At 47.8% G+C, this 17,048-nt stretch carries 11 protein-coding genes; 10 read left to right on the top strand and 1 reads right to left on the bottom strand.

The window, feature by feature from the left end; genetic code table 11:
* The first annotated feature begins 127 nt into the window (after positions 1–127).
* The 10 genes from MHH93_RS23745 (at position 128) to MHH93_RS23700 (ending at position 15,226) form a co-directional block, all read left to right on the top strand.
* Positions 128–2,191, top strand: coding sequence for a molybdopterin-containing oxidoreductase family protein (locus tag MHH93_RS23745; RefSeq protein ID WP_500056029.1), 2,064 nt, complete (start codon positions 128–130; stop codon positions 2,189–2,191).
* 194 nt (positions 2,192–2,385) lie between these two features.
* Entirely contained in the window at positions 2,386–3,609 is a 1,224-nt protein-coding gene (locus tag MHH93_RS23740; RefSeq protein WP_440391420.1) for an MFS transporter, read from the top strand.
* 206 nt (positions 3,610–3,815) lie between these two features.
* The gene (locus MHH93_RS23735) at positions 3,816–4,730 is read left to right on the top strand and encodes a class I SAM-dependent methyltransferase (protein WP_500056028.1); all 915 of its coding nucleotides are present in this window, start codon (positions 3,816–3,818) and stop codon (positions 4,728–4,730) included.
* 272 nt (positions 4,731–5,002) lie between these two features.
* Complete coding sequence (locus tag MHH93_RS23730; protein ID WP_500056027.1) at positions 5,003–6,550, top strand: response regulator; 1,548 nt, start codon at positions 5,003–5,005, stop codon at positions 6,548–6,550.
* Between the two features lie 335 nt (positions 6,551–6,885).
* Entirely contained in the window at positions 6,886–7,746 is an 861-nt protein-coding gene (locus tag MHH93_RS23725) for an ABC transporter permease (protein ID WP_235193717.1), read from the top strand.
* A gap of 15 nt (positions 7,747–7,761) precedes the next feature.
* A complete protein-coding gene (locus MHH93_RS23720; RefSeq protein ID WP_338588843.1) occupies positions 7,762–8,631 on the top strand; it encodes a carbohydrate ABC transporter permease in 870 nt (289 codons plus the stop codon).
* Positions 8,632–8,659: 28 nt separating this feature from the next.
* The gene (locus tag MHH93_RS23715) at positions 8,660–10,309 is read left to right on the top strand and encodes a type 2 periplasmic-binding domain-containing protein (protein WP_500056026.1); all 1,650 of its coding nucleotides are present in this window, start codon (positions 8,660–8,662) and stop codon (positions 10,307–10,309) included.
* 92 nt (positions 10,310–10,401) lie between these two features.
* Positions 10,402–12,159: a sensor histidine kinase gene (locus tag MHH93_RS23710; RefSeq protein ID WP_500056025.1), complete on the top strand. Its 1,758-nt coding sequence runs from the start codon at positions 10,402–10,404 to the stop codon at positions 12,157–12,159.
* The gene (locus MHH93_RS23705; RefSeq protein ID WP_500056024.1) at positions 12,156–13,448 is read left to right on the top strand and encodes an ABC transporter substrate-binding protein; all 1,293 of its coding nucleotides are present in this window, start codon (positions 12,156–12,158) and stop codon (positions 13,446–13,448) included. Before MHH93_RS23710 ends, MHH93_RS23705 begins: the two co-directional genes overlap by 4 nt.
* Positions 13,449–13,645: 197 nt before the next feature.
* Complete coding sequence (locus tag MHH93_RS23700) at positions 13,646–15,226, top strand: hypothetical protein (RefSeq protein WP_500056023.1); 1,581 nt, start codon at positions 13,646–13,648, stop codon at positions 15,224–15,226.
* A 90-nt stretch (positions 15,227–15,316) separates the two neighbouring features.
* Here the strand turns inward: MHH93_RS23700 and MHH93_RS23695 are convergent, their stop codons facing one another.
* On the bottom strand, positions 15,317–17,029 hold the full coding sequence (locus MHH93_RS23695) for an ABC transporter ATP-binding protein (protein WP_500056022.1): 1,713 nt from the start codon (positions 17,027–17,029) through the stop codon (positions 15,317–15,319).
* Positions 17,030–17,048 lie beyond the last annotated feature (19 nt).

Below are 17,048 nucleotides of genomic sequence, written 5' to 3'. Positions count from 1 at the left end.
TTTCTTGAAAATATTTTGAAGGTGCTATAGCGGCGAATATGAAGCAAAAACATACTGTTCTCTTTACGTGATAACCTCGAAGAAGATATGATATAGGGATAGCTTTTTAAAGAGGGGGAGCCATACGATGATCGATCAGGAGAATGGGGTATTTGCAGCGGTATGCCCGCTCGATTGTCCGGACACTTGTGGTCTGTTACTACATAAAGAGAACGGCAAAATTGTGAAGGTGGCGGGCAATCCGGATCATCCGATAACGAAGGGTGCCATCTGTAATAAAGTCAGAAATATGACGGAGCGGGTGTATCACCCCGAGCGTCTGCAATATCCAATGAGACGTGTTGGAGCCAAGGGTGAAGGCAAGTTCGAACGAATCACTTGGGATGAAGCAATTAGCGAGATTACGACCAACTTCACTGCATTGTCCGAGACCTACGGACCTGAGAGCATCCTGCCTTACAGTTTCTACGGCAACATGGGCATTCTCGGCGTAGACGGCATGGATCGGCGTTTCTTCAATGCGCTAGGTGCGAGTATGCTGGAGCAGACCATCTGTAATGCGGCCGGAAATACCGGCTGGAAACATACGATGGGCGCCAACCATGGAACGGTGCCGGAAGATACGGAGCATGCAGATCTTATTCTGGTATGGGGCGGAAATATCGTGAGTACGAATATGCACCAGGTCGTTTTGGCGGAGAAAGCCCGCAAGAAGGGCGCCCAGATCGTCGTAATCGATGTGCATCGCAATCGTACCGCCCAATGGGGCGACTGGTTTATCCCGCTGTACCCGGGCACGGACAGTGCACTGGCGCTGGGCCTGATGCATGTGTTGTTCGAACGGGGACTGACGGATGAAGCATTTATGCAAAAGTATACAGTGGGACATGAGGCACTGCGTGCTCATGTTCGCAGCTACACACCTGAACGCGTTGCGCGCATTACGGGCGTGCCGGAGGAGACCATTGTGAAGCTGGCCGAGCTATATGGCAACGCACAGGCAGCCCATATTCACATCGGCAATGGACTCCAGCACCATGATAATGGGGGGATGAACGTGCGCAGCGTTGCATGTCTGCCTGCCATCACGGGGCAATGGCTGAAGCAAGGCGGCGGTGCCGTGCGTACGAACAGCTACGCGAGCACGAATAGCGACGCGCTGGAGCGTCCGGAGCTGCGGCAGAATACGGAGCCGCGAGTGGTAAACATGAACCGGATTGGTGAAGCGCTGCTGGAAGCCGAGCAGCCGATCCGGGCCCTGATGGTTTACTGCAGCAACCCATTGGTGGTGGCACCGGATACTGAACGAGTGGAGCGAGGTTTTGCACGGGAAGATCTGTTCACGGTTGTGCATGATCTGTTCATGACGGATACGGCTAAATATGCAGATATCGTATTGCCGGCCACGTCTTCATTTGAAGCGACGGACCTGTATGCTTCCTATTGGCATCAATACGTTCATCTGCAAGAGCCGGTAATTGCACCGATTGGAGAGAGCAAAAGCAATGTGGAGTTGTTTTCCCTGCTTGGGCAGGCCATGGGGTACGATCCTGCAATCTTCGGAGAAACGCCGGAACAGATGATTAAGGACGCACTCCAGGATACAGGCAATCCTTACATGAATGGGGTTACGTTAGAAGGACTGAAGGAACACCATTTCGTGAAGCTGGATATGACACCACATGCTGCATTTCTGGATCAGCTGCCCACACCTTCAGGCAAGATTGAATTGTATTCAGAGACAATGGAACAGAGAGGGCTTCCGCCGCTCCCTACCTATAGCGCTCTGGTTGAAGGATATGATGGGGAGAATCCGGCTGGACCTGCCGATACTTACCCATTGATGTTCCTGTCACCGCCAAATCATAATTTCCTGAACTCGACCTTTGGCAACTCAGCCAAACATCAGCGTTTGGAAAAGATGCCTTTATTGCAAATGCATCCCGAAGACGCTGCCCGCAGAAACGTGCAGGATGGGGATGCAGTGGTCGTATGGAATGATCGTGGACGCATTGAGCTTACCGCCAAGGTGAGTGAAGCCATGTTGCCAGGAACCGTCATCAGCCAAGGCTTATGGTGGGATGGGGAAGGCAAGAAGCAGCGAGCCAATTCACTCACGTCCAATCGGTTGTCGGATATGGGCAACGGGGCTACATTCTTCTCGGCCACTGTCGAAGTGAAGCGTCAATGAGTGTGCTTGCAGCATGACTTTTTTGAGGTAAGATGAACAAAGGACAGAACTTGAGCAGGATCTAATAGAGCAATATATGCGACATTTCATAAAACCTTCGCTCTGGCTGGTTACGGTTATACCGTCAGGGCAAAGGTCTATTTTTTATGGCTGTTTGCTTGTGCAGAGGTATTAAGGAGAATGAACTAGAGATGATGAGATGGCTGGATACCTATCCAAAAGAAGTGAGAGTATTTTTACTGGCAAGCTTGGTTAACGCAACAGGAAGTGCCTTGATGTGGCCGCTGACCACCATGTATGTGTTTGATGAGCTAGGACGGACGATGGCCAACGCAGGTTTTGTAATCCTCATTCAGTCCCTGGGTGGTATCTTTGGACAACTGCTTGGAGGGTCTTTATATCACCGGGTGGGAGTGAAGAAGCTGATCATTGGCTCACTGGCGCTTAATGCGTTAGGTTTGTTTGCGCTACCCTGGATTAGCGCGTATTGGGTCATATTTATATGTGCCATGGGCTGGATTGGTCTGTTCAGTTCATTGTCGCTGCCAGCGATTCAAGCCTTTATTGGCTTCCGGTTTGCGGAGCGACGCGGGGAATTATTCAATATTATCTATGTAGCGAACAATATCGGGGTGGCGATTGGTACGGCGCTGAGTGGTTTTCTGGCTGACTTTTCCTATCACCTCAGCTTTGTACTGAACGGAGTAACCTCAGCCGGATTTGCGTTGTTCTTCTGGTATTATCTGTCGCGGGTTGAACCGGATCAGGGGGGAGTACATCTGACGAAACGCAAAACCGTTCCCGATGGGCCGGGCGTATGGGCATTGCTGGGCAATACCCGACTATATCTGTTTATGAGCTTGGGCGTGCTGTTCCTGTTATTCGGCAATTCCATCTGGAACACAGGTGTGTCGCCGTACATCATCTCTGAGGGTATGGAAAAAAGAATGTACGGTCTGCTCTGGACCCTGAACGGGGTGCTGATCTTTGTAGGCCAACCTTTCACCAGTTGGGTGAAACGGACCATGGCCCGTACCTCCACTGCCCAGATGACCGCGAGTGCGGTATTCTATGGCATGGCTTATATCGTCATGATTACCATGTACAGCTATCCGGGCATGGTGCTCGCAATGGTACTCGCCACGTTTGGAGAGATGCTGATCTCCCCTGCAACACCTGCCTTCATATCGGAGCATGCGGGCAGGGCAGCGCCTTTTTACATCGGGATATCAGGTGGGATCGGTGCGGTTGGACGGGTTATCGGGCCCTATGCGATGGGGGTCATGTATGACAAACAGGGACTTATTCCTGTAGCATGGCTGGCAACGGGCACAGCGGCTGTTGCGGTACTTGGTTTTGTGCTGCATGCGGTGTTGAATCGTAATCGTGAAGTGAAGGAGTATGGGATGGACGCCTGACAGATCTAATCGGGTTGGACAGGATGTGGAAGGAAGAACGAGTTGAAGTGGACGGTAAATCCACTGTAATGAGTCTGCACACCCGTAAATTATAGTTGACAAAAAAATGTTTTTATGCTATAATTTACATATAAATTTATTCCGTATATAATAAGATTCTCCTGGCCAGGGAGAATCTTATTTTTGTTTGTACGGGAGGAATAAGTATGAAGCAAAATGAATCCAGTATCACATCATTGATTTCGACCTTTGGCCGAGCCTATCATTGCCAACATGATACACCTCTTATTTTCAATGATTTTATCGCTAGTGCCCTTATCACTCCTCAAGAGTTTTCAGATATCAGTAATAACATGGTTAAAGGCATTCATTTTTTCAACCCGGATATGGCTCACCAGCTCAAGGACAACCCGGAAAAGGTTCTAAAATGGATAACCCAGATACAGTTATCTCCAATAACACTGGCTCGAGCCGCTTATTGTGAGCTTGTACTTTTGCATGAAGTGACGTTGGGATTGAAGCAGGTAGTCATTCTTGGCGCCGGAATGGATACGTTTGCTTGGAGGCATCCGGAATTGGAGGACACACTGGATATCATCGAAGTGGATTATCCGGCTACACAGCAATTCAAGAAGGAGCGGCTGAATCAGGTGAAGCTGACTATTCCGGACAATCTTCACTTCGTACCCATGGATTTTACGCGTGAGCTTTCAAATGACAGCTTGGCTCTTAAAGGTTTGGAGAAACGGAAGACGTTGGCCAGTCTCTTGGGGGTTTCTTATTATTTGCCCAAAAAGGATCTATTTAACGTGATTCGTCATGTGTTTGCGAACCTGCCATCTGGAAGCTCTATAGTTCTGGATTATGCAGATGAGCACCTTTTTGAGGAAAAAGGGAGATTCAATCGAGTTGAAAATATGGTTAAATTGGCTGCAATGGGCGGTGAGCCCATGCAATCCGGCTACACATATGTGGAGATGGAGGCCATGCTTGAAGAAGCAGGACTGCTTATTTATGAGCATCTCACTCCGGAGGCGATTCAGGAACAGTTTTTCCAAGATCGAATTGATCATCTAAGTGCATTTGAAACAATACATTTCATTCACGCAGTAAAAAAATAAATCGATCCGGCAAGTATGGTCACCAATATAGCCCGTATTTGCATAGTAGATGCTAACCTTCACCCTATAGCGGGGTGAGGGTTGTTTTGTTTTTGCAGGGACCAGCTCCGATAGCCGGCTAGTGAATGATTTTCTCGATGAGATGAGACAGGATTGTTCAGAAATCAGACTTGTTGTCGTTCAATTCCATGTCATTCCATGCGCTCCCCTCTATTTGTGCATAATGCTCATATAATAGAATGGATCTGGTTAAAGGCAGGAGGATGCATACGATGTACAAGGTTTTGTTAGTCGATGATGAATTTATGATCTCGGACGGGATCGCCAGTGTTGTGAACTGGTCGCGATTAGGAACAGAGCTGATCGGCATTGCCCAAGATGGATTGGAAGCGCTTGCTAAGATCGAGCGGCAACGCCCGGATATCATCATCTCGGACATTCGCATGCCGGGAATGGATGGGTTACAGCTGGTTGAAGCTGTGGCAGAGAAGTATCAGCATATTTCGTTTATCATGCTCACAGGGTTTACGGAGTTTGAATATGCGAAGACGGCTATGCAGTATGGGGTGAAGCATTATTTACTCAAACCCTGCAGTGAAGAACATCTCGTCGAGGCTATCCGTGAATTGGTCAGTGAGAAGCGGGAGTTAACTGATCAGGAGCGTTTTGTACAGTCGATCCAATATAATCTGGAGCGTGTACTGCCGCATGCCAAGGAATATTTTTTGAAGGAGCTGGTGACCAATAGAACCTACGGGGTCAAGGAATGGAAGTATTTCGAGGAATTATTCGATGTACAATTTCAGGATCAGCGTGTGCGGTTGCTGCTGGTAGAGATTGAGGGGGATCATGAGTACTTGCACTTGTTCGCGGTCAAGAACATTGCCGAGGATATTTTTCACAATCCGATCTTAAGTACCACGGTTGGAGGTCATGTGTTATTGATGATGGAGGACAAGTTGTCTGAAACACAGTTGTTCCATAATATCGATGAGATTCGCGCCACATTTACCCGATATTACCATGATGATCTTACGATTGCTCTAAGCGAACCAGGAGATCTTCCGCAGGCACGGCAATTGTACATGCAGACGCTGGTTTACCTCAATTACCGTTTTTACCTTGGTGAGGGAAGTCTTATTATGGAGCGGGATGTCTACTCCCCCGGAGAGCGCACTCTTCCCGAATTCGAATATGATCCAGAGCGGATGGCTACTGCGATGAAGGCTGGACACTGGCAGGAAGTCGGAACAGAACTGAACCGGATGTTCCAGTTGCTCGCCGACTTAAGGTACGATATTTCTCAAACGAAGTCCTATCTTATTCAAATATTTATGGAAATGATTCGACTCAGCGGCTCTGCCGAGATGAAAAGGTATATGGATCAGTTGCCAGGCATGATTGAATCCAGCACCCTGCATTCTTTTCAACAGTTTCTGCTTGCCGTTGCCAGGGAAATCACGCTGCGCCGCTACGAACAACACCGCTCCAGACAGTCGCAGATGGTGGGCAGTGTGAAGCAGATCGTGGAGAAGCGTTACAAGGACGAAACTCTGACACTCCAGTCCATCGCCGGGGAAATATACATGAATCCAGACTACATCGGCAAAATGTTCAAAAAAGAAACCGGTGAGAAATTTACGAACTATGTGTTAAGCTACCGCATCCGTAGAGCATTGGAACTTTTGGAGCAGGAGGGGAACTGCACGGTATCCTCGCTTGCCGAGCAGACGGGGTTTGGTGCCAATTGGCCTTATTTTAGCAAAATGTTCAAGAAATACACGGGCTTCTCCCCTTCCGAGTATAAAAAAGTACCCTAGACAGCGCTGCCGTCGCTTCTACATAGCTTCCTGTATATCCGATCCACATCCGATTCACATCTGATTTATGATCTCACCCTGTGTGCCATTCAACGGCAGCAGGGTCTTTTTTTGTCGGACGGAACTCGGTTTTGAACATGCATTTAACGGAAATGAGCATGGGAAGAAAAGGCGCTCGATTCTATCATTAGAAGTGTCATGTGAATGAACATCGAGTGGAGGTTGAGTGGATGGAGCTGAATCGAAGCCGGGGGATCGAACCTGGGCGTTTGAAGCCAGCTGGCAAATGGAGTTCGGTGAAAAAGGAGCTTGTCCGCAACAGATACGTGTATCTGATGCTCGTTCCTGTGGTAGCCTACTATCTGATTTTCAGCTATGGGCCAATGTACGGGCTACTGATGGCATTTCAGGAATCCTACAACCCGATCAAAGGAATCTTGGCAGGCGAATGGGTCGGATTTGACAACTTCACCATGTTTTTTGAAAGTTATTATTTCTGGCGACTGATTAAGAACACACTGATTTTGAGTTTTTACAGTATTGTGTTTGGTTTCCCGGCTCCGATTCTACTAGCACTGCTACTGAATGAAGTCAGGAAGAAGTGGTTCAGAGGTGCAGTACAGACCATCAGTTATATGCCGCATTTTATTTCGGTTGTCGTCGTGGTTGGAATGTTGAAAACGTTCTCATCTCTGGACGGTGGGTTATTTAACGTCATTCGTGACTTTTTCGATCTGCAGCCGATCATGTTCCTGGCGGAGAAAGATATGTTCCGTCCGATGTACATTCTGTCCAACATATGGCAGGGGGCAGGCTGGGCTTCAATAATCTTTTTGGCAGCACTCAGTGGCATTGATCCCCAATTGTATGAGGCTTCCAAAATTGACGGTGCAGGCCGCTGGAGACAGCTGCTGCATATTACACTGCCGGGCATCATGCCAACGATTGTGATCATGTTAATTCTGCGCATGGGGGCGGTCATGAACGCTGATTTTCAGAAAATATTGCTGATGCAAACGGCACCGACCTATGAGACATCGGATGTCATATCCACCTTTGTTTATCGATCCGGTATTTTGGAGGGGAACTATACGTACTCAACCGCCATCGGACTATTTAACGGCGTCATTAATTTCGCGCTGCTCATTATCGCAAACGCGATCAGCAGAAAGCTTAACTCAACCAGTCTATGGTAATTGGAAGGTGAAGCGATGAAACAGTCTATAGGGGAACGACTTTTTGATGTATTCAATACACTGCTGCTCTTGGTCATCATGATTTTATGCTTTTACCCGATGCTGTACGTGTTCAATTCTTCCATCAGCGATCCGGATCAGATGCTGCGTTCCCGGTCACTTATGCTTATTCCTGAAGGTTTCCAGCTGGGAGCATACAAGTCGGTATTTCAGGATACGCGCATCTATACGGGTTACATGAACACCTTGTTCTATGTTGTGGTGGGTACAGCCATCAATCTGCTCATGACTTCGCTGGCTGCATATGGTCTGTCACGTGGTGATCTGATGGGCAGAAAAACGCTGATGAAATTAATTACGTTCACGATGTTTTTTGGCGGTGGTATGATCCCGACATTTCTGCTAATTCAGAATCTGGGCATGGTGGATACCCGTTTCGCGCTTATTATTCCGGGTGCCATCAGTACGTTCTATTTCCTCATTATGAAAACAAACTTCGAAGGCATTCCGATCAGTCTGATCGAATCGGCGAAGCTTGATGGTGCCAATGACTTTCTGATTTTGTTCCGAATCGTACTGCCTTTGTCAAAACCAATCCTGGCGGTCATGATGCTGTATTATGCAGTTGACCATTGGAATGATTATGTCGGACCGATGCTCTATCTACGCAGTCAGGAGTTATATCCGATCCAGATTATTATGCGGGATATTCTGATCAGCAGCAGTACAGAGGCCATGGGCGCTGGAGCTGATACGGGCTTCGCCATTGGGGAGAACATCAAATATGCAACTATTATTATCTCCACGCTGCCGATTATGCTGGTATATCCGTTCATCCAACGTTATTTTGTTCAGGGCGCTCTAATCGGTGCTGTGAAGCAATAAAAAAATGTATCCTATGGAGGCGAATTACGTGAAAAAAAGAATGGGGTCTATCTTGTTGTCATCACTACTTACCATGTCTTTGCTGGCAGGCTGTACGGGGGATAATGAACCAGGTAACGCAGAGCCAGCAGAAGGAACAGAACCTGCGGTTCAGGCCTTGACGGAGATACCGCTACCGATTACAAATGAGCCATTTACCATTGACTACTGGCGCGCCAATGACGCCAAACTGACGGCTTCCTTGAACAACTTTGGCGATATGGCCGCTTACAAGGAGAAGGAGAAGTTGACGGGCATCCAGGTGAAGTTCACACATCCTCCGCTTGGACAACAGCGTGACCAATTCAATCTGTTGATCTCCACAAAGGAGCTGCCGGACGTCATTTATTATAACTGGGCAGATGCGGTTGGCGGACCGGAAAAAATGATCAAGGACGGACGAATCATCCGGTTAAATGAATTGATCGACAGTTATGCACCGAATTTGAAGCGGATCATAGAATCCGATCCGGATGTGAAGAAACAGATTGCACTCGACGATGGAACGATCTATATGTTCCCACTGCTGAAGCTGGATGCATTGAAGCTGAATGCCACTTCCGGTTTGATTATGCGCCAGGATTGGCTTGATAAACTGAATCTCAAGGTACCTACCAATATCGATGAGTGGTATACGGTACTCAAGGCATTCAAGGAACAGGACCCTAACGGCAATGGCAAGCCAGATGAGCTGCCATTCACCGGAAACTGGGGACCGGGCAACCTGACCAAGCTCCATGATTTTGCGGCGGCCTTTGGTGTCATCGGTGGCTTCCAGTTGAATGGAGACAAGGTGGAGTTCGGACCGATTCAGCCGGGTTATCGTGATTTCCTAGAGACCATGGCCAAGTGGTACAAGGAAGGGCTGATTGATCCCGAGATCATGACGAATGACGGCAAAGCGTTCGACTATAAAGTCACCAGCAATCTGGCAGGCGCATATCAGGGCGGTGTGTTCAGTGGTATGGGAAAATACTTCAATCTGATGAGAGATACCGATCCGAACTTTAACGTAACCGGTGTACCGTGGCCCGTATCTCCGGATGGAACTTCGTATGCTACCTTCAATCTGGAGAATAAGGTCCTAAGTTATGGTGAGGCTATTACGGCTTCTGCAGACGAAGACAAACTGAAATATATTGTGCAGTGGATGGACTACAACTATAGCGAAGAGGGTAGCGATCTGTTCAACTTTGGTATCGAAAATGACAGTTATGTTCGGGACGGAGAAGGTGTGAAATTCACAGATACCATTATTAATAATGCAAATGGTCTGACGTATGATCAGGCACTGGCATCCTATGCCTTATCCATTATGGATGGTCCAATCAATCAGGATAGCCGTTACCTGGATGCCTTATTATTTGACGATGGACAGCGTGCAGCGAATGCGGAATGGATGAAAGCAAGCTCGGCCTTAACACTTCCCCCAATTCGCTTGTCTACAGAAGAGGTAACCACTAGTACGTCCATCATGAGCCAGGTGAATACGTATTTGAATGAGACGATGACTGCCATCATTAGCGGACAGAAGCCGATCACCGAATTTGACACGATGGCCGAAACCATCAAGAGCATGGACATTGAACGGGCCATTGAGGTTCATCAGGCGGCCTATGACCGATATCAGTCCAAATAAACCGAGAGAAATCGAGCGCTAAAACTTTGGGAAAACCTTCCTGTATGTGATATACCTAGTAGTATCACGTGGTTCAAAGGAGCGCTTTGGTCATGACAGCCTACCGCAAACTCAGCATCAAAATGAAAATGTTTCTGATGATCATGGTCATGATGGCGTTTATCATCATCCTGGCGTTTGGTTCCTTGTATTATACGTACTCAGTGTATGACAAACAGCTGTTTGATAAGTCGTCCCGTCTACTGAACCTTTCCTCGTCTACAGTGGATGTTGAACTTCAGAAGTTGGAAGCGTTATCATTAAACATGATCTCTGATACACAGATTCAGAGGGCCTTGAAGTCTTTGCTGGATGATGATAGCGCATATTCAAGCTTTATTGAACGGAAGAAGATCACAGATCGGCTATGGGAGCATATTAGTGGGGCTGCACGATATGTGCAGTCCGTTCATCTGATTGATTCCAAGGGGAGAGTAAATAAATATGGTGAAACACTAACCGTATCCCCTGAGAAATATGATCAGATGATTGAGGCGGCGGAGCAGGCTAATGGTGCAGTACGCTGGCTGTACCCGGATGATGATGACCCGATGCTGGTTATGGTGCGTCAGGTGCGAGCCTACGAACCGATGACCCTGGAACCGGTAGGCATACTGTTTCTGCGTATTCATATCGAGCGACTGGTTGAGGAGTACGCGGGCATGGATAGCCGGGACAGTGACATTATTATAAAAGCGGGCAGTGAGGTGATCTATCCTTATCGCCAGCTTCCGGATGCGGTGTCCGCGGGACTGAATCCACTTTCAGGCAGTGGGGGATATGAGATCAAAAATCTGGATGGGAGGGAGGTATTTCTATCCCAGAAAAAATCCGCCTACACTGGTTGGGTTTATTACAATATGGCCTCTTATGATGAGATTTTTGAGCGTATCATATGGTTGAAAAATAGTTTGATTGTCGTATATCTTATCGCCATTCTGGTTGTGCTCGCGCTTGGTATGGTGTTCGCACGCAGTCTGACCAGGCCGATCAGGCAGCTCATCAGTCAGATGAAGGAGGTTCAGTATGGGGATCTGGAGAATATGGATGCCAATCTGTCCATTCCAACACACCAGCACATGGATGAACTGGGGTTATTACAGCGTACGTATCGAATGATGATTACACATATTAATACATTGATCAAAGAAAATTATGCAAGCCAGCTGGTCATTAAAGAAACGGAGTTTAAGGCGCTTCAGGCGCAGATCAATCCACACTTTTTGTATAATGCGCTGGATTCAATCCATTGGCTTGCCAAAAAGAACAGGCAGGAGCAAATCTCCAGTATGGTGCTGTCACTCGGGTATTTGCTGCGTTCCTCCATCAGTTTCAAACAAAATATCATCACCCTTGCCGAAGAGCTGGAGATCGTCAGCCATTACATCACCATTCAGACCTACCGTTTCCGGCAGCGGCTGGATTTCCGCTTGGATGTGCCTGCTCCTTATCTGGAATGTGCCATTCCCAAGTTAACCCTACAGCCATTACTGGAGAATGCCATTCAATACGGATTGGAACCACAGGTTGGATCATGTCTGATTCGAGTGTATGCCGAGATATCAGGTGGCAAACTGGCCCTGATCGTGGAGGATCACGGTCCCGGCATGGCACCCGAATATGTGGAACAAGTGTTGCGCGGTGAAGTGAAGACCAGAGGAACAGGTATTGGTTTGCTGAATATCCGGGAGCGGGTACGTCTGGCTTTTGGCGAAGAATATGATGTTCTGCTGGAGAGCAGGCCGGGGCTTGGAACGAGAGTAACGGTGCTGCTGCCACCCCCATCACCAGGTAAGGAGGATAAGCCATGAGAAGATTATTGCGAACCATAGGCATGATCTGTCTTCTGCTGACTCTTCCTGGCTGCGTGAGCCAACTGGATCAAAGGCCAGGCATGATTGTTGACGAAGAGCCGATAACGCTACGAATCGCTTGGTGGGGTGGGGAGTTTCGTAACAATGCAACGATCGCCGTTATCGATCTGTATGAGAAGTTGAATCCGCATGTAAACATTGAATACGAATATAGCAGTTTCAACGAATACTGGAGAAAACTTGCCCCACATGCAGCTGGCAATGCGTTGCCCGACATTATCCAGATGGACATCTCCTATCTGTCTCAGTACAGTTCGTTGCAACTGTTGGAGGATATGACGCCGTACATGCAGAGCGGACTGATTGACACGACAGATATTGAGAAGCAACAGCTGGAGAGTGGAAGCCTGAATGGCAAAACCTATGGTCTCAGTTTGGGGGTTAACGCCATGCTCAGCATCTATGATCCGGAAGTGTTGAAGGCCAATGATATTGAATTGCCAACGGATACGTGGACATGGGCGGATTTTGACCGTATGGGCGAGCAATTGCTGGGGAAAGGCATCTATCTGGGAACCTATTTCACGCCGGAACAGTTTTTCGCGTATTACTTGAGACAGCATGGTTCCAAGCTATACGCCGAGGATGACAGAAGGTTGGGTTATGAGGATGATGGATTGTTTATTGATTACTTTGGCAGGATGCAGCAGCTCGCGGAGAAGAAACTTATTTTTGCACCGGATATCTGGACATCCGACATTGGCAAACCCGATAACGACCCGTTTTATCTGGGAGAGGCTTTGTTTAGCTGGGGGTATTCCAACCAATTTATCAGTACCGCTCAGCGTTATGGCAAACCCTTAACCATATCCCCGATGCCTGGGCCAAACAGCCAGGAGGGGTTGTTCCTGAAGCCGGGCATGTTTTTCTCCATGGCGAGCAATTCCAGACATAAGGAGGAAGCTGCCAAGTTCATCAGTTTTTTTGTGAATGATTTGGATGCCAATCTGTTGCTCAAAGGGGAGCGGGGGGTGCCCGTCTCGTCCAGTGTCAAAGAGCGGATGAAGCTGGTGGTTGAACCGGAGCTTGCGCAGGTGTTTGATTATATTGATTGGGTTGCCGATCACAGCAGCCAGATGGACCCGCCTGATCCTGTAGGTGCACCCGAGGTCACTGCGGTGCTGCGTGAGTTGTATGATCTGCTGTTGTTTGGCAAAATTACGCCTGAGCAGGCGGCGAAGCATTTCCGTGAGCGGGCAAACGCAATTTTGAATGGGAAGTTATAAGAATGGACTAGATCGTATATGTATTTCATGGGCTTGGGGCTGTTGTTGTTCACAAGCTCAACCTTCATTCTACTCGGGTGAAGGTTTTTGCTATGGTATGGTGGATATTTCCTCTAGTATAATGAAAATGGGTAGTCGTCCTATCTGTAGATTAGATAGATTCTATCCATATATTAATGGATGAGGAGTGTCAGGACATGTCCATATATCAGATAGGTCACAAGGTGTCTTTTGCAGATATACAAACGAAGTTGCCTCAGGAAAGTTGGATGTACACTCAGAATGAAGCGCACAACGGTGAATTTGAAGCCGAGGAAGTATGGTTACATTCTGGTGACCTTCATATCAGTGAACTGTTGTTGGATGAAGGACCTTTCTTGATCTTGGTTGAAGGCAATCTGACAGTGGATCGTTATATTGGAAATACAAGTTCCGACGCGGCCAGTTCAAATCTGGTTGTACTTGGGAATCTCATAACGCCCTATATGATTGTGGGTGGGCAGGAAATATATATTACCGGTAATCTCTATGTGGAGGATATGTTCTGGGGGGATTATAACCATGGAGAATTGACAGTGAGAGGGAATGTAGAAGGTGGATTGCTGGTAAGTACCGAGCAATATACGATTCAAGTTCAAGGACAGCGTAATGTGAAGCGTCAGCTTGAAGAATGGGAGGATCTCGGACCATGGCGGGGCTTTGACATGTTGGCGTTATTGGTTCCTGAATGTGTGATTGATGAAGATACAGAGCCGTTTCCTTGGCGAGAAGAAATGTTAAGGAGGCTGCAGCAAGGACAACCTGTAATCAACCGAAAGTACATTCATGCTGATGAATCAGAGCTAGATGTGCCGGATTGGTTCGAAGATCATCGGATTACCGCTGAGAACATAGAGCGTCTTACTCAACCATCTTTGTTGCCTGTAAGAGAGGAGGATGAGTTACTGAACAGCTATGAATTTTGGTTGGACGAGCAATTTTGCCGAGCATCCGTCTATGGAGATGAGCATACGGAGGGGTATTTCCGCAGTCTGTATTTTCAGGATGACCATAACTGTGCATTGTTGCTTAAGATGCAGCCATCAGATCAAGGTTCCAACTCTTCTGATAAACAGATCGTACAACCGGGTAAACCTGTCTGGACGATCTCAGGAGCATATCGTTATCTAAACAATGAGAATTCGGAATGGGACGTATTTTCGGAGAACTCACCTGCTGATATTCAGCAGTTAAGCGAGCAAGGATGGAGCACCTTGTTGCAATCTGTATCGAATTATCAGTATGCTCGTTCCTTAATATCGCACCAACTGATCCGTGATTTATTAGCACTGCCTGTTGTGGAGCCATATGACGATTATTATGATGATGATCGGCACGGACTGTGGATTGGAGAGTTATATTATGCATTTCGACAAGCAGGTCAGATGTCTAATGGTGTTCCCCGGCCAGCCATGCTACGTATTGGAAGAGAGTATGTGGATGCACAAGGGGAGACGCAGGTGGAGAAATACTATTATACCCTGCACCAACATGCGGACGGCTCGGAAAGTGTGTTGATTGAATACTCGGCTCAGAATGACGAGGATGAGGAAGAAGAACCGTTATTGCTTGAACTTCATTATATAGGCGGCTCTCAATTACTACATGCCGTTCAATTGCTCGAACGTGGACGCCAAGTGCTCATTCAAGCAAATGAAGATCTACTGAATGGAGAGCCACCGTACGCTGCTGAATCATTTGCGAAGCGATTCTGGAAATCAAAAGGATATCTGAAATGAACAAAACAACCTTCACCTCGTTTGCAGAGGGAAGGTTGTTTTGTTTCCGTATTTGTTTTTTTCGATGGTTGCCATGTTAGGGCATGCTACTTAACCAAACTGGGCTTGATGCAGTCGGCTGTACGAGCCTTTACGTGCGAGCAGTTCTTCATGACTTCCTTGTTCGGCTACGCTACCGTTCTCCACCACGACGATGCGATCGGCGTGTCTGATGGTCGCCAATCGATGGGCAATCACCAATGTTGTACGTCCCTGAGCCAGCTCGGATAAGGCCAGTTGAATGGCAGCTTCCGTCTCGGTGTCGAGTGCGGAGGTGGCTTCATCCAGAATGAGGATAGGCGGGTTCTTCAGGATCATTCTGGCGATGGATAGACGTTGCTTCTGTCCGCCAGAGAGTTTCACGCCACGTTCACCGATCATGGTGTCCAGTCCATCTGGCTGGGATTGTACCAGTTCTTCCAGTTGGGCCCTGCGAATGGCTTGCCAGATTTCGTCATCGGAAGCATTCAGCTTGCCATATGCAATATTTTCACGAATCGTTCCGTCAAACAGGAAAATATCCTGCTGCACTATCCCGATATGGGAGCGCAGTGATTCCAGCGTCATGTCCTTCACGGGAATGCCATCAATGGAGATATGTCCCGCATCCACATCGTAGAAACGTGGGATCAGACTACATAACGTCGTTTTGCCCCCTCCTGAAGGTCCAACCAGAGCGACTGTCTGGCCTGCCTGAACATTAAGGTTGACCTCAGACAGCGTAGGTTTATGCTCTCCATAAGAAAAGGTGACGTTATGGAAGGCAATATCGCCTTTCACATCCGAAATCGGTTGTGCCTGTGGTGTATCTTCTACATCCGGTACGGCCTCAAGCAGCTCCAGATAACGTCTGAAACCGGCGATGCCTTTGGGATACGTCTCAATGACGGAGTTAATCTTCTCGATCGGTCCGAGGAATACATTGGACAGCATTACAAAAGCGATGAACTCCCCGTAAGTCATACTTCCTTGAATGACAAACCAGGTTCCACATACCAGTACAAACAGGGATACAAATTTCATCAGAATGAAGCTAAGTGAAGAGTTCCAGGCCATAATGCGGTAGGTGATCAGTTTGGTGAGTCTGAAACGTTCGTTGTTCTCAACGAAACGGCCTACTTCATGCTTTTCATTGGCAAAAGCCTGTACCACACGGATGCCGCTCACATTGTTCTCTACCCGTGCATTATAATCGGCGATATCTGCAAACATGCGCTTGAACGCCTTGGACATTTTGCGACTGAAATACAGTGACAGATAGATCATCAGCGGCACAATGATAAACGTCATCACAGCGAGCTGCCAGTTGATTCCCAGCATAATACCGAAAGCCCCCGCGAGTGTCATGAAGGCAATGAATAAGTCCTCGGGTCCGTGATGCGCGATCTCACCAATATCCATCAGATCGTTGGTCATGCGGGAGACCAGATGTCCGGTCTTATTGTTGTCAAAGAAGCGGAAGGACTGCTTCTGTACACGTGTGAACAGTTCTCTACGCATATCGGATTCGATGTTAATACCGAGCTTATGGCCCCAATAGGTGACTGCATAATGGAAAAAGGAACTGAGCAGGTAGATGCCGAGCAACCCGACACATGCCGCTAAGATCATGGACCAATTGCCAGCCGGAAGCAGTTGATCGACCACCCGGTTAACGGCGAGTGGAAAGGCCAGCTCCAGCAGCGCGGCGGCGATGGCACAGGAGAAATCCAAGATAAAGAGCCTTTTGTAAGGACGATAATAAGACATGAAACGGCGAAGCATATGTAAATCCTCCTCATTC

It is taken from the genome of Priestia sp. FSL H7-0729 (genome assembly GCF_038005685.1).
GTDB lineage: Bacteria > Bacillota > Bacilli > Paenibacillales > Paenibacillaceae > Paenibacillus.
The sequence above is the reverse complement of the archived record's forward strand: the minus strand, read 5'-3'. Positions and strand labels throughout refer to the sequence as shown.